The organism is Pseudomonas sp. G(2018), assembly GCF_005502415.1.
Lineage (GTDB): Bacteria > Pseudomonadota > Gammaproteobacteria > Pseudomonadales > Pseudomonadaceae > Aquipseudomonas.
The window spans coordinates 34,290-48,636 of the sequence record NZ_SCOO01000023.1 but is presented as its reverse complement, the minus strand read 5'-3'; the positions used below and the strand labels follow the sequence as shown (position 1 = coordinate 48,636).

Sequence of the window (14,347 nt, the reverse complement as noted above, 5' to 3'; positions counted from 1 at the left end):
CGGTTTTCAGGCTTATCAATTGGAGGCTTGGCTGCGGCGAGAAGCGGGCAGCAGTTTGGCAATCGACGATCCGGCGCTGGCGCTGTGCTGGCCGAAATTCGCGTTATAGGTGGCGATGATCTCGCCGGCGATGGAGATGGCGATTTCCACGGGCAACTTGCCTTTGACTTCGCCGATGCCCATCGGGCAGCGCATGCGTTGCAGCACCGTGCTGTCAAAACCACGGTCGCGCAGACGATGTTCGAACTTCACCCGTTTGGTCTTCGAACCGATCAGGCCGAAGTAGGCGAAGTCGTTGCGCTTGAGAATCGCGGCAGTGAGTTCGAGGTCGAGCTGGTGGTTGTGGGTCATGACGATGCAGTAGCTGCCGGCGGGCAAATCGTCGATTTCGTCTACCGGTTCTTCGCTGACGATCTTGCGCACACCGTGGGGGATCTGCTCGGGGAACTCGGCGTCCCGCGAGTCGATCCAGCGCACGCGGCAGGGCAGGCTGGCGAGCAATGGCACCAGCGCCCGGCCGACATGGCCGGCACCGAACACGGCGATCTGCGCCTGGACCTGGCCCATTGGTTCGAACAGCAACACCGTCACGCCACCGCAGCACTGGCCCAGGCTGGCGCCGAGGCTGAAGCGCTCCAGGTGAGTATCCTGTTTGCCGCTGGCAAGCATCTCGCGGGCGATCTGCATGGCTTTGTATTCCAGGTGCCCGCCACCGATGGTGTCGAACGACTGGCTGGCGCTGATGACCATCTTCGAGCCGGCATTGCGCGGTGTCGAGCCGAGCTCTTCGATGATGGTCACCAAGACGCAGGGCTCACCCTGGTTTTGCAGGTCGGCGAGGGCGTCGATCCAGTTGTACATGTTTTCACCCCTACAACATCGTTGTCTGTTCGGGTCTCATCGCTGGCTTGCCAGCGATTGGCGCGCCTCGGTTTAGAGCGAAGCCAACTCGGCTTCGGCTTCAACGGCTTTCGCCATCTTCAACTTGCGCATCTGCTCACAGCCCCACAACACCCGCTCCGGCGTCGCCGGTGCGTCGATTTTCGGTTGATGCCGGTAGTCGCCCAGGCTCGCTACCGCGTCCTTGATCGCGCACCACGCGGCGATGCCAAGCATGAACGGCGGCTCGCCCACGGCCTTGGAGTGGAACACCGTGTCTTCCGGGTTCTTGCGGTTTTCCACCAGCTTCACCCGCAGGTCCAGCGGCATGTCCGCCACGGCCGGGATCTTGTAGCTGGCCGGGCCGTTGGTCATCAGCTTGCCCTTGTTGTTCCACACCAGTTCTTCCATGGTCAGCCACCCCATGCCCTGGATGAAACCGCCCTCGACCTGGCCGATGTCGATGGCCGGGTTCAGCGAGGCGCCGACGTCGTGGAGGATGTCGGTGCGCAGCATCTTGTATTCGCCGGTCAGGGTGTCGACCAGCACTTCACAGCACGCCGCGCCGAACGCGAAGTAGTAGAACGGACGACCACGGGCCTGGCTGCGGTCGTAGTAGATTTTCGGGGTCTTGTAGAACCCGGTGCTCGACAGCGACACCTGGGCGAAGTACGCCTGCTGGATCAGCGCTTCGAAGGTCAGGATGTGATCGCGAACCCGTACGTGGCCGTTATGGAATTCCACGTCTTCTTCGCTGACTTTGTATTGCCGCGCGGCGAATTCGATCAGGCGTTTCTTGATGGTCTCTGCAGCGTTCTGTGCAGCTTTACCATTTAAATCCGCACCGCTGGACGCTGCGGTCGGCGAGGTGTTCGGTACTTTGTCGGTGTTGGTCGCGGTGATCTGCACGCGGTCCATTTCCACCTGGAACACTTCGGCCACCACCTGCGCAACCTTGGTGTTCAGGCCCTGGCCCATTTCCGTGCCGCCATGGTTCAGATGGATGCTGCCGTCGGTGTAGACATGTACCAAGGCGCCTGCCTGGTTGAGGAAGCTGGCGGTGAAGGAAATGCCGAATTTCACCGGGGTCAGCGCCAGGCCTTTTTTCAGGATCGGGCTGTTGGCGTTGTAGCGACGGATCGCTTCGCGGCGCTCGGCGTACTGGCTGCTTTCTTCCAGTTCGGCGGTCATTTCCTCGAGCATGTTGTGCTCGACGGTCTGGTAGTAATGGGTGACGTTGCGCTCGGTCTTGCCGTAATAGTTGGCCTTGCGTACCGCCAGCGGATCGAGGGCCAGATGACGGGCGATGGCGTCCATCACTTCTTCGATGGCGACCATGCCTTGCGGACCGCCGAAACCACGGTAAGCGGTGTTCGAGGCGGTGTTGGTCTTGCAGCGATGACCGTTGATGGTCGCATCGCCCAAGTAATACGAGTTGTCCGAGTGGAACATCGCCCGGTCGACGATCGAGTTCGACAGGTCCGGCGAGCAGCCGCAGTTGCCCGCCAGTTCCAGCTGGATGCCGTGCAGGCGCCCGCTGTCGTCAAAACCCACGTCATATTCGACATAGAAGGGATGGCGTTTGCCGGTCATCAGCATGTCTTCGACCCGTGGCAGACGCATCTTGGTCGGTTGGCCGGTCAGGTGCGCGATCACCGCACACAGGCAGGCCGGGCTCGCCGCCTGGGTTTCCTTGCCGCCGAAACCACCGCCCATGCGGCGCATGTCGACGACGATCTTGTTCATCGACACGTCCAGGACTTCAGCCACCAGCTTCTGCACTTCGGTGGGGTTTTGCGTGGAGCAGTAAACGATCATTCCACCGTCTTCGGTAGGCATTACCGAAGAGATCTGGGTTTCCAGGTAAAAGTGCTCCTGGCCGCCGATGTGCAATGTGCCCTGGATGCGATTTTTTGCCGTCGCCAGCGCGCCTGCCGAATCACCGCGTTCATGGGTATGGCTGTCCAGCACGAAATGCTTTTTGCGGAAGGCCTCGACCACGTCCAGCACCGGTTCCAGATCTTCGTATTCGATCACTGCGGCCATGGCGGCTTTGCGTGCGGTCTCCAGGTCACGGGCGGCCACGGCCAGCACCACCTGGCCGACGAACTGCACCGTGTCGATGGCCAGCAATGGGTCACCGGGCATCAGCGGACCGATGTCTTTCAGCCCCGGAACGTCTTCGTGGGTGATGGCGATGCGCACACCCTCGAAGGCGTAGCAGGGCGTGGTGTCGATGCTGATGATCTTCGCGTGGGCGCGGTCCGACAGGCGCGCATAGACGTGCAGCTGATTGGGGAATTCCAGCCGATCGTCGATGTACTGCGCTTCACCGGACACATGCTTGGCGGCGCTGTCGTGCTTGACGCTGCGGCCGACACCGGTGGTCAGGTCCTTGGCGAACAGTTCAGCCAGTTCGGCTTGGGTCTTCTCTACGGCGTGATGGTTAGACATAAGCGGTCACCCGAGTCTCGATGTGCGGTGTTTGCAGTTCGATGAAGTATTTGCGCAGCAGGTTCTGCGCGCTGAGCAGGCGATATTCCTTGCTGGCGCGGAAGTCCGAGAGCGGGGTGAAATCTTCGGCCAGGGCGGCGCAGGCGCGTTCGACGGTGGCACTGTTGAACGGCGCATTGCGCAGGACGGTTTCGCAGGCGCTGGCCCGTTTCGGAATCGCCGCCATGCCGCCGAAAGCCACGCGGGCATCGGCAATCACGCCGTTTTCGAGGCGGATATTGAAAGCCGCGCAAACCGCCGAGATATCATCGTCCAGACGCTTGGACACCTTGTAGGCGCGGAACAATTGTTCAGCGCTGGCGCGCGGCACGATGATCTTCTCGATGAACTCGCTTTCCTGGCGCGCCGTGACGCGGTAATCGATGAAGTAATCTTCCAGGGCCATGGTGCGGCGGGTTTCGCCCTTGCACAGCACGATCTGTGCGCCGAGGGCAATCAGCAGCGGTGGCGAATCACCGATGGGTGAAGCGTTGCCGATGTTGCCGCCCAGGGTGCCCTGGTTGCGGATCTGCAGGGAAGCGAAACGCTGCAGCAATTCGCCGAAATCCGGGTACTCGGCCTTAAGGGCGTCGTAGCAGTCGGAGAGGGCGGTGGCGGCGCCGATTTCCAGGCGGTCTTCGAAGCGTTCGATGTGCTTCATTTCGGCGACGTTGCCGACGTAGATCATCACCGGCAGGGTGCGGTGGAACTGCGTCACTTCCAGTGCCAGGTCCGTGCCGCCGGCCAGCAGGCGTGCCTGTGGATAAGCGTCGTAGAGGTCGGCCAGATCGGCCACGGTCAGCGGCACCAGGCAGCGTTTGTCGCCACTGTTGAGTTCGCCGATATCGGTGGGGGCGATGGCTTTCAGGCGGGCAATGGTCTCGGCTTCACGGGCGTCGAACTGGTCCGGTTTTTTGCCGCAGCAGGATTGCTGGGCCGCTTCCAGAATCGGCCGATAGCCGGTGCAGCGGCACAGATTGCCTGCAAGGGCTTCGTGGGCCTTGTGCGAGTCAGGTTCATCGCTGTTCTTTTGCAGGGCGAACAGTGACATCACGAAACCGGGGGTGCAGAAGCCGCATTGCGAGCCGTGGCACTCGACCATGGCTTTCTGCACGCTGTGCAGCTCGCCTTGGTGTTTGAGGTCTTCGACACTGATCAGTTGTTTGCCGTGCAGGGACGAAACGAACGTCAGGCACGAGTTGAGGCTGCGATAGCGAATGTGTTCGCGGCCCGCATCATCCGTCTGCAACTCGCCGACCACCACGGTGCACGCGCCACAGTCACCGCTGGCGCAGCCTTCTTTGGTGCCGGGTTTGCCCACATGGTCGCGCAGATAATTGAGCACGGTCAGGTTCGGGTCCAGGGCGTGCTCGCTACGGAGTTCCTGGTTTAGTAAAAACTGGATCACGGAAGGCCTCGCAGACTCATTATTGTTGTTAACCGACTTGAACCGAATTTAGCAGGTCTGACTTTCCGGTCAATGATTTTCTGACTTAAAGGTCAGGAAAATGCATTTCGTCGATCAACAACGGGTTCCTACAGTATTGACCCTCGCGGGATAGCCTGCTTTTTGCTTGAATCGTGCCAAATTCCGCCGGTTGGGCACTCCGCCATGACGTATCAATTGCGCTACACTGCGCCGCTTGTGCAAATCGAAGAGTTTGAAGGACAACCATGACGTTCAAGGCGCCGGACAGCCTCGCCGAGCAAATCGCTCACCACCTCGCCGAACGCATCATTCGCGGCGAAATGAAGCCCGGGGAGCGCATCCAGGAGCAGAAGGTCACGCAGGCGCTCGACGTCAGCCGTGGTTCTGTCCGCGAGGCCTTGCTGATTCTCGAGCGTCGCCACCTGATCGCGATCCTGCCGCGACGTGGCGCCCATGTGACCGAACTCACCGCGCACAAAGTGCGAAGCCTGTGCACGCTGATGAGCGAGATGTACATCCTGCTGGCCAACGCCGTGGCCAATGGCTGGAAAGTCCAGGCTGACCTGGCGCCGTTCGTGCAAATTCAGCAGCGCCTGACCGCCAGTTACGAACGTCAGGACATCCATACCTTCGTCGACGACAGTTTCAATGTGATGCGCGCTACGTATCCGTTCGCCGACAATCCTTATCTGCAGGAAACCGTCGAGAATCTGCAGCCGGCCATGAGCCGTGCCTACTTCCTGGCGCTGGATCAGCGCAAGGCCTCGATGAGCGAGTACCTGGAGCTGTTCGAGCGCCTGCTCGCCGCGGTGATCGCCCGTGACTTTCCACAGATTCGCCAAGTGCTGACGGCTTATGGCCAGCGCAGTTGCGATCTGGTGATCTCAGCCCTGACGGACGCCTGAGCGTGCGGCTAAAGTGCATCAAGCTGGCGGGGTTCAAATCCTTTGTCGACCCGACCACGGTGAACTTCCCCAGTAACATGGCGGCGGTGGTCGGGCCCAATGGTTGCGGCAAATCGAACATCATCGATGCCGTGCGCTGGGTGATGGGCGAGAGCTCGGCCAAGAACTTGCGCGGCGAGTCGATGACCGACGTCATCTTCAATGGCTCCACCAGCCGCAAACCCGTGAGTCAGGCGAGCATCGAACTGGTGTTCGATAACTCTGACGGCACACTGCTCGGTGAATATGCGGCCTATGCGGAGATTTCCATCCGCCGCAAAGTGACCCGTGATAGCCAGACCACCTACTACCTCAACGGCACCAAATGCCGGCGCCGTGACATCACCGACATCTTCCTCGGCACCGGCCTGGGTCCGCGCAGTTACTCGATCATCGAGCAGGGGATGATCTCCAAGCTGATCGAGTCCAAACCCGAAGACTTGCGCAACTTTATCGAGGAAGCGGCGGGCATCTCCAAGTACAAGGAGCGTCGGCGCGAGACCGAAAACCGCATTCGTCGAACCCATGAAAACCTGGAGCGCTTGACCGACCTGCGCGAAGAGCTGGAGCGTCAGCTTGAACGCTTGCACCGCCAGGCCGAGGCCGCCAAGAAGTACCAGGAATACAAGGGCGAGGAGCGTCAACTCAAGGCGCAACTGTCGGCCCTGCGCTGGCAGGATCTGAACGATCAGGTCGGCCAGCGTGAGGGGATCATCGGCACCCAGGAAATCAGTTTCGAAGCCTTGGTGGCCGAGCAGCGCAATGCCGATGCCAGCATCGAACGCTTGCGGGACGGGCACCATGACCTGTCAGAACGCTTCAATCTGGTGCAGGGACGTTTCTATTCGGTCGGTGGCGATATCGCCCGGGTCGAACAGAGCATTCAGCACGGTCAGCAGCGTTTGCGCCAGCTGCAGGACGATTTGAAAGAAGCCGAGCGCGCGCGCCTGGAAACCGAGTCGCACCTGGGCCATGACCGCACTTTGCTGCTGACCCTTGGTGAGGAGCTGGACATGCTCACCCCCGAGCAGGAAGTCACCAGCGCCGCCGCCGAAGAGGCCGCCGCCGCGCTGGAGGAATCCGAAACCACCATGCATGGCTGGCAGGAGCAGTGGGACACGTTCAATCTGACCGCCGCCGAGCCGCGGCGTCAGGCCGAAGTTCAGCAATCGCGAATCCAGCAGCTGGAAACCAGCCTTGAGCGTCTGGCCGATCGCCAGAAGCGTCTGGGCGAAGAGCGTGCCTTGCTTGCGGCGGACCCGGAAGACCAGGCGATCATGGAGCTCAACGAGCAACTCGCTGAATCCGAAGCGACCCTGGAAGATTTGCAGACCAGTGAAGAAGCTCAGGTTGAAAAGCTCGAGCAACTGCGCCAGCAATTGCAGCAAACCCTGTCGGCGCAGCAACAGGCCCAGGGCGATTTGCAGCGGCTCAATGGGCGTCTGGCGTCGCTGGAAGCCTTGCAGCAAGCGGCCCTCGATCCAGGCACCGGTACTGCCGAGTGGCTGCGCGATCAACATCTGGCGGATCGCCCGCGTCTGGCCGAAGGCCTGAAAGTTGAAGCAGGTTGGGAGCTGGCGGTGGAAACCGTGCTGGGTGCCGATCTGCAAGCGGTGCTGGTGGACGATTTCAACGCTTTCGATCTGTCCGGATTTGCCCAGGGTGATCTGCGTTTGCTCAGTCCGGCCAGCGATGGCGTGCGTGTGCCGGGCAGCTTGCTCGACAAGGTCGAGGCGCAGATCGATCTGTCGCCGTGGTTGGGTCAGGTCAAACCGGTCGAGAGCCTTGAGCAGGCCCTGGCTTTACGCGGGCAATTGGCCGTCGGGCAGAGCCTGATCAGCCGCGACGGTTTTTGGGTCGGCCGGCATTTCCTGCGGGTGCGGCGTGCCAGCGAAGCGGAAAGCGGTGTTCTGGCCCGGGGGCAGGAAATCCAGCAGTTGGGCCTTGAGCGTGAAGAGCGTGAAGCCGCCGTCGAAACCCTGGAAACCCAGCTTCAAAACCTGCGCGCGCAACAGCGCCAGCAGGAAAACGGTCGCGAACATTTGCGTCGATTGCTGCAAGACGAAGCCCGTCAGCAAGGTGAATTGAAGGCCCAGTTATCGGCCGGCAAAGCCAAGGCCGAACAGTTGACCCTGCGCCGCACCCGACTCGATGAAGAACTCGCCGAGTTGAATGAACAGCGTGCGCTGGAGCACGAGCACATCGGCGAAGCGCGCCTGCAATTGCAGGAAGCCCTCGACAGCATGGCGCTGGACACCGAGCAGCGCGAGTTACTGCTGGCCCAACGCGACAGCTTGCGCGAGCGGCTGGACCGGGTGCGTCAGGAAGCGCGGCAACACAAGGATCACGCCCATCAACTGGCGGTGCGCCTCGGTTCCCTGCGGGCGCAGCACGATTCGACGCGCCAGGCGCTGGAGCGACTGGAGATGCAGTCCGAACGCCTGACCGAAAAGCGTGAGCAGTTGAGCCTCAATCTGGAGGAGGGCGAGGCACCGCTGGAAGAGTTGCGCCTGAAACTTGAAGAGTTGCTCGACAAGCGCATGACCGTCGACGAAGAACTCAAGACCGCGCAGATCGCTCTCGAAGACGCCGACCGCGAACTGCGCGACGCCGAGAAGCGCCGCAGCCAGGCCGAGCAGCAATCGCAGTTGATCCGCAGTCAGCTCGAACATCAGCGCATGGAATGGCAAGCCCTGACCGTGCGACGCAAAGCCTTGCAAGACCAGTTGCTCGAAGACGGTTACGACCTGCATGGCGTGCTTGCCACACTGACCGCCGAGGCCAGCGAAAAGGCCGCCGAAGAAGAGCTCGAACGCATCGCCGCGCGGATTGCGCGCCTCGGTGCGATCAACCTCGCGGCCATTGACGAATACCAGCAACAATCCGAGCGTAAACGTTATCTGGATGCGCAAAACGACGATCTGGTGGAAGCGCTTGAGACACTGGAAAACGTGATTCGCAAGATCGACAAGGAAACCCGCAACCGCTTCAAGGATACCTTTGATCAGATCAATGGCGGTTTACAGGCGCTTTTCCCAAAAGTTTTCGGTGGAGGTCGCGCGTATTTGGAACTGACGGGCGAAGATCTACTCGATACAGGGGTGACGATCATGGCGCAGCCGCCCGGAAAGAAGAACAGCACCATCCATTTGCTCTCCGGTGGCGAAAAGGCCCTGACGGCATTGGCCCTGGTTTTTGCGATCTTCAAGTTGAACCCGGCGCCGTTCTGCATGCTCGACGAGGTTGACGCGCCATTGGATGACGCTAACGTGGGACGCTACGCACGGCTGGTCAAAGAGATGTCGCAGACGGTGCAGTTCATCTATATCACCCACAACAAGATCGCCATGGAAATGGCCGAACAATTGATGGGGGTGACGATGCACGAGCCTGGTTGTTCGCGACTGGTGGCAGTGGATGTCGAGGAGGCGATGGCGATGGTGGATGCCTGATTTGTATCTGTAGGATGGATACTACGGGCTTATAGGACTTTTTTACTTGTCCTGACTTGCTGGCCAATCGACATATTCGCTGAAGCCATAGTGACAGACGGTGTAAAGTTGCCTTTGGTCGTGCTAGTTTAATGTCAATTTTTCGTATACGTGGGCAAAACGCCTGTCAGAACATAGAGTTGGCGCCACGTTTTAAAGCGGTTTACAGGTTGTAAACCCCTTATTTTTCAGCATTTTTTATAGAGGCACGGGATTACATGGAAATCGGTCTGCGCGAGTGGCTGATCGTCATCGGCATTATTGTCATTGCCGGTATTCTTTTTGATGGCTGGCGCCGTATGCGTGGCGGCAAGGGAAAACTGAAGTTCCGTCTTGACCGAAGCCTGTCCAACCTGCCGGACGAGGACACCAGCGCCGAGCTGTTGGGCCCGTCCCGCGTGCTGGACAACCACAAGGAACCGCAACTGGACGAGCAGGATCTGCCGTCGGTGAGCATGCCGGCACGCGAGCCTCGTGAGTCGGGTTCCAAGCGCGGCAAGCGTGGTGGCGAGCCGTCCCAGGGCGATATGAATCTGAGTCTCGATCTGGATGGCGGCCCAAGCTTCAGCAGCCGCGACGATGATTTCGTCGAAGACACCAAGGCTTCGCCTTCGGTCAGCGACAAAGAACAGCCACAAGCTGAAGAAGTGTTGGTCATCAGCGTGATTTGCCGCGATGCGGCCGGTTTCAAAGGCCCGGCGCTGTTGCAGAACATTCTGGAAAGCGGTTTGCGCTTTGGCGAAATGGATATCTTCCATCGTCACGAAAGCATGGCGGGTAATGGCGAAGTGCTGTTCTCCATGGCCAACGCGGTCAAGCCAGGGGTTTTCGATCTGGATGACATCGACCACTTCAGCACACCGGCGGTGAGCTTCTTCCTGGGGCTGCCAGGCCCGCGTCATCCGAAGCAGGCCTTCGACGTGATGGTGGCGGCGGCTCGCAAGCTGTCGCAAGAGCTGAACGGCGAACTGAAAGACGATCAGCGCAGCGTGCTGACCGCCCAGACGATCGAGCACTATCGTCAGCGCATCGTTGAATTCGAGCGTCGCGCACTGACCCAGAAGCGTTGATTCAAAGGGTTGTTCCCGTGCCCGGGCGCGGGACGATCGGCAAAATAGATTGAGCAGCCTCGGCTGCTCTTTTGCTTTATGAGAGAACACCCATGACTGCCGCCAAAGAACGCATTCTAGAGCTGCGTGCCGAGCTGGATCTGCACAACTATCGCTACCACGTGCTGGACGAGCCGAGTATCCCGGACGTTGAGTACGATCGGTTATTCAATGAGCTCAAGGCGCTTGAAGCCGCCAATCCAGAATTGATCACCAGTGACTCGCCGACCCAGCGGGTGGGCAGTGCGGCGTTGTCGGCATTCACCCAGGTGCGTCACGAAGTACCGATGCTCAGCCTCGGCAACGCCTTCGAAGAAACCGACATGCGCGAATTCGATCGCCGGGTAACGGAGGGGCTGGACCTGCCGGCCGGCGACCTGTTTGGTGGTGGTGCGGCGGTTGAATACAGCTGCGAACCAAAACTCGATGGCCTGGCAGTCAGCCTGTTGTATCAGGAGGGTGTGCTGGTGCGTGGTGCCACGCGCGGCGACGGCACCACCGGTGAAGACATCAGTGTCAACGTGCGTACCGTGCGTAACATCCCGCTCAAGCTGCACGGCACGGGCTGGCCGGCAACCCTGGAAGTACGCGGCGAAGTATTCATGTCCAAGGCTGGATTCGAGCGGCTCAACGCCACACAGCTGGAAGTCGGCGGCAAGACGTTCGCGAACCCGCGCAATGCGGCGGCGGGCAGTTTGCGGCAACTGGACTCGAAGATCACCGCCAATCGGCCACTGGAATTCTGCTGCTACGGGATCGGCCAGGTGTCTGCGGATATCGCCGACACGCACATTGGCAATCTGCAGCAGCTCAAAGCCTGGGGCATGCCGATCAGCCATGAGCTGAAACTGGCGAACGGCATCGATGCGTGCCTGGATTACTACCGCGACATCGGCGAACGCCGCAACGCGTTGCCCTATGAAATCGACGGCGTGGTGTTCAAGGTCAACAGCATCGCCTCCCAGCGTGAGCTGGGTTTCCGCGCCCGCGAACCGCGCTGGGCCATCGCTCATAAATTCCCGGCCATGGAAGAGCTCACCGAATTGCTCGACGTGGAATTCCAGGTCGGCCGCACCGGTGCGGTCACGCCAGTGGCACGCCTGAAACCGGTCAAGGTCGCGGGTGTCACCGTGGCCAACGCGACGCTGCACAATATGGATGAGGTGGCGCGTCTGGGGCTGATGATCGGCGACACGGTGATCATTCGTCGCGCCGGTGACGTGATTCCGCAAGTGGTGCAAGTGGTCACCGAGCGGCGTCCGGAAAACGCGCGGCCGGTGCAGATTCCGGAGCAATGCCCGGTCTGCGGGTCCCATGTCGAACGCACGCAACTGGTCAAGCGCAGCAAGGGGCGCGAGACGGTCAGCGAAGGCGCGGTGTATCGCTGTGTCGGTCGACTGGCCTGCGGTGCACAACTCAAGCAGGCGATCATTCACTTCGTTTCCCGTCGGGCGATGGACATCGAAGGCCTGGGCGACAAGAGCGTCGAGCAACTGGTGGATGAGGGGCTGGTGAGTTCGCCTGCTGATCTCTATGCCTTGAAGTTCGAGGATATTGTCGATCTGGAAGGCTTTGCCGAACTGTCGAGCCGGAAGTTGCTCGGTGCCATCGAAGACAGCAAGAAACCGGGCCTGGCGCGCTTCATCTACGCCCTCGGGATTCCCGATGTCGGCGAAGAGACGGCCAAGGTGCTAGCACGTTCCCTGGGCTCACTGGAGCGAGTGCAGCAAGCGCTGCCGCAAGTGCTGACTTACTTGCCGGATGTCGGCCTGGAAGTGGCCCATGAGATTCACAGTTTCTTTGAGGATGCTCATAACCAGCAGGTGATCGCCGATCTGTTCAAGCACGGCTTGCAGATTCAGGATCAGGGCGAACTGGGTGCGGAATTTGCCGCCAGCACTACCCTCGGTGGTTTCCTCGACAAGTTGCACATTCCTTCGGTCGGACCGGGCGGGGCGCAGAAGCTGGCCGACAGGTTCGGTTCGTTGCAAGGGGTGATCGACGCTGACTGGCTGGACATGCGCCAGGCGCTGCCGGAGAAGCAGGCTAATTCGGTTCGGGAGTTTTTCTCGGTCGAAGACAATCGCCAACGCTCCCTGACGGCAGAAGCGCAATTGGCCGATTTCGGTATGCACTGGCACAGCGAAAAGAAAGTCGTGGAAGGTTTGCCGCTGGCCGGTCAGACCTGGGTGCTGACCGGTTCGCTGGAGTTGATGAGCCGCGATGTAGCCAAGGACAAGCTCGAAAGCCTCGGCGCCAAGGTCGCCGGTTCGGTATCGGCCAAGACCCATTGCGTGGTGGCAGGCCCGGGGGCGGGGTCGAAGTTGACCAAGGCCAATGAGCTGGGGCTCAAGGTGCTGGATGAAGAGGCGTTTGTCGGCTTCCTGAAGGATCACGGCATTCCGATCTGACATCTTTCGCAAGCCCGTTCCCACAGTTACTTTGTGGGAGCGAGCCTGCTCGCGAAGGTGATTTCAACAGCCCCGCAAAAAACGGGAACGATCACCTCTCGGGAATGATCTAGTCTTGGCAAGCCCCAGGGAGAGATCGCCATGTACCGATTCTTCGAACAGCTCAGCACGCGTATCGCCGCGCCTTTCATGGGTGAGAGTTCGCGCAACAGCAAGGTTTGGCCCTGTCGTTGCGGGCAGTCGCTGTTCTTTCGCAACAGTCAATGCCTGGCCTGTTCGGCAGCCTTGGGCTATCAGTCGGAGCAGAGTCGCTTGTCGTCGCTGCAGCCGGGCGTGCAATCGGATACCTGGACCCTTGATGTCGATCCCGACGCCGGCCTGTTTCGCCGTTGCGCCAACCTCGATTCCCCGGCCGCCTGCAATTGGCTGCTGCGCGCCAATGATCAGGATGCCTTGTGCATCGCCTGTGGCCTGAATCGCACCATTCCCGATCTATCGATCACCGAGAACCACGAACGCTGGCGCAAGGTGGAAACCGCCAAGCGACGTCTGGTGGCGCAGTTGATCAGCCTGGGCCTGCAGGTAATCCCTAGGACGGTCGACGAAGAGACGGGTCTGGCCTTCGATTTCATTGGCGTGGACCTCGAAGGCAAGTCACCGACCACAGGCCACGCCAATGGCCTGATCACCCTTGATATCAAAGAAGCCGATGACGCCCATCGCGAACAGGTAAGGGTGCAGATGCACGAACCCTATCGCACTTTGCTCGGGCACTTTCGGCACGAAGTCGGGCACTACTACTGGGATCGGTTGATTGCCAACACCGATTGGCTGGAACCGTTTCGCGGGCTGTTCGGCGATGAGCGCGCCAGCTATGCCGACGCCCTGGAGCGGCATTATCAGCAAGGCGCTCCGCTTGACTGGCAGCAGCACTCCGTCAGCGCCTACGCCACCATGCACCCTTGGGAAGACTGGGCGGAAACCTGGGCGCACTACCTGCACATGATGGACGCGGTAGATACGGCATTGGGGTTTGGCATGAGTGCCCGGGAAATGGACTTCGACTACCAGCCATTTCCGCTGGATACCCTCTACGATTCGCAGCATCCCGGCGGCGCGGCGTTTCTCTCCTTTGTCAACGCCTGGATCGAGCTGGCCGGCATGCTCAATGAACTGTCGCGCAGCATGGGGCAGCCGGATTTTTATCCCTTTGTGCTGCCACCGGCGGTGATCGCCAAGCTGCACTTCATTCATCTGGTCATCCAGCGCGAGGGCGGCAGGGCGGATGAGGTCGTACAGGACCTGTGAAGGCGGGCGGAGGCCGTGATCTTTCAGGCGTTCTGCATGTCCTTGAAGCAGCTATATTTTTTAATCCGCCCGAACGGTTGTAACTTCGTCTCAGATAGGTACAATGGCGCGGCTCGCCGACAGGTGAGCGTCGTTATGGTGACCCCATCGGTCCCCCCGCAACGATCAGCCGTGAACCCGGTCAGGCCTGGAAGGGAGCAGCCGCAGCGGTGACATTGTGTGCCGGGGTGTGGCTGGTGGGGTCGCCACCTTAACGCCAGGCGAGTCCTCTCTCGCGTTATCC

The 14,347-nt window shown here is 60.3% G+C and carries 8 protein-coding genes and 1 other RNA gene; 6 read left to right on the top strand and 3 right to left on the bottom strand.

Translation table 11 applies throughout. From position 1 onward, the window contains the following. Positions 1-15: 15 nt before the first annotated feature. The 3 genes from xdhC to xdhA all read right to left on the bottom strand — a co-directional run bounded on the left by xdhC (position 16) and on the right by xdhA (position 4,780). Complete coding sequence (gene xdhC, locus FFS64_RS20515) at positions 16-861, bottom strand: xanthine dehydrogenase accessory protein XdhC (RefSeq protein ID WP_137806920.1); 846 nt, start codon at positions 859-861, stop codon at positions 16-18. Positions 862-933: 72 nt separating this feature from the next. Then, positions 934-3,333, bottom strand: coding sequence for a xanthine dehydrogenase molybdopterin binding subunit (gene xdhB, locus FFS64_RS20510; RefSeq protein ID WP_137806919.1), 2,400 nt, complete (start codon positions 3,331-3,333; stop codon positions 934-936). Further along, positions 3,326-4,780 (bottom strand): xanthine dehydrogenase small subunit, encoded by a 1,455-nt coding sequence (xdhA, locus tag FFS64_RS20505; RefSeq protein ID WP_137806918.1) that lies wholly within the window; start codon positions 4,778-4,780, stop codon positions 3,326-3,328. Before xdhA ends, xdhB begins: the two co-directional genes overlap by 8 nt. Positions 4,781-5,046: 266 nt before the next feature. Here xdhA and FFS64_RS20500 point away from each other — a divergent pair, with 266 nt between their 5' ends. The 6 genes from FFS64_RS20500 (at position 5,047) to ffs (ending at position 14,306) form a co-directional block, all read left to right on the top strand. Then, entirely contained in the window at positions 5,047-5,706 is a 660-nt protein-coding gene (locus tag FFS64_RS20500) for a GntR family transcriptional regulator (RefSeq protein ID WP_137806917.1), read from the top strand. A 2-nt stretch (positions 5,707-5,708) separates the two neighbouring features. Further along, positions 5,709-9,197: a chromosome segregation protein SMC gene (gene smc, locus FFS64_RS20495; protein WP_137806916.1), complete on the top strand. Its 3,489-nt coding sequence runs from the start codon at positions 5,709-5,711 to the stop codon at positions 9,195-9,197. A 257-nt stretch (positions 9,198-9,454) separates the two neighbouring features. Further along, positions 9,455-10,306 carry a cell division protein ZipA gene (gene zipA, locus FFS64_RS20490; RefSeq protein WP_095197308.1) on the top strand — a complete coding sequence of 284 codons (852 nt, stop codon included), beginning with the start codon at positions 9,455-9,457 and terminating at the stop codon, positions 10,304-10,306. Positions 10,307-10,398: 92 nt separating this feature from the next. Next, positions 10,399-12,756, top strand: coding sequence for an NAD-dependent DNA ligase LigA (gene ligA, locus FFS64_RS20485; RefSeq protein ID WP_137806915.1), 2,358 nt, complete (start codon positions 10,399-10,401; stop codon positions 12,754-12,756). Positions 12,757-12,897: 141 nt separating this feature from the next. Further along, the gene (locus FFS64_RS20480; RefSeq protein WP_137806914.1) at positions 12,898-14,064 is read left to right on the top strand and encodes a putative zinc-binding metallopeptidase; all 1,167 of its coding nucleotides are present in this window, start codon (positions 12,898-12,900) and stop codon (positions 14,062-14,064) included. A 145-nt stretch (positions 14,065-14,209) separates the two neighbouring features. Further along, positions 14,210-14,306, top strand: an RNA gene (ffs, locus tag FFS64_RS20475) — signal recognition particle sRNA small type. Positions 14,307-14,347 lie beyond the last annotated feature (41 nt).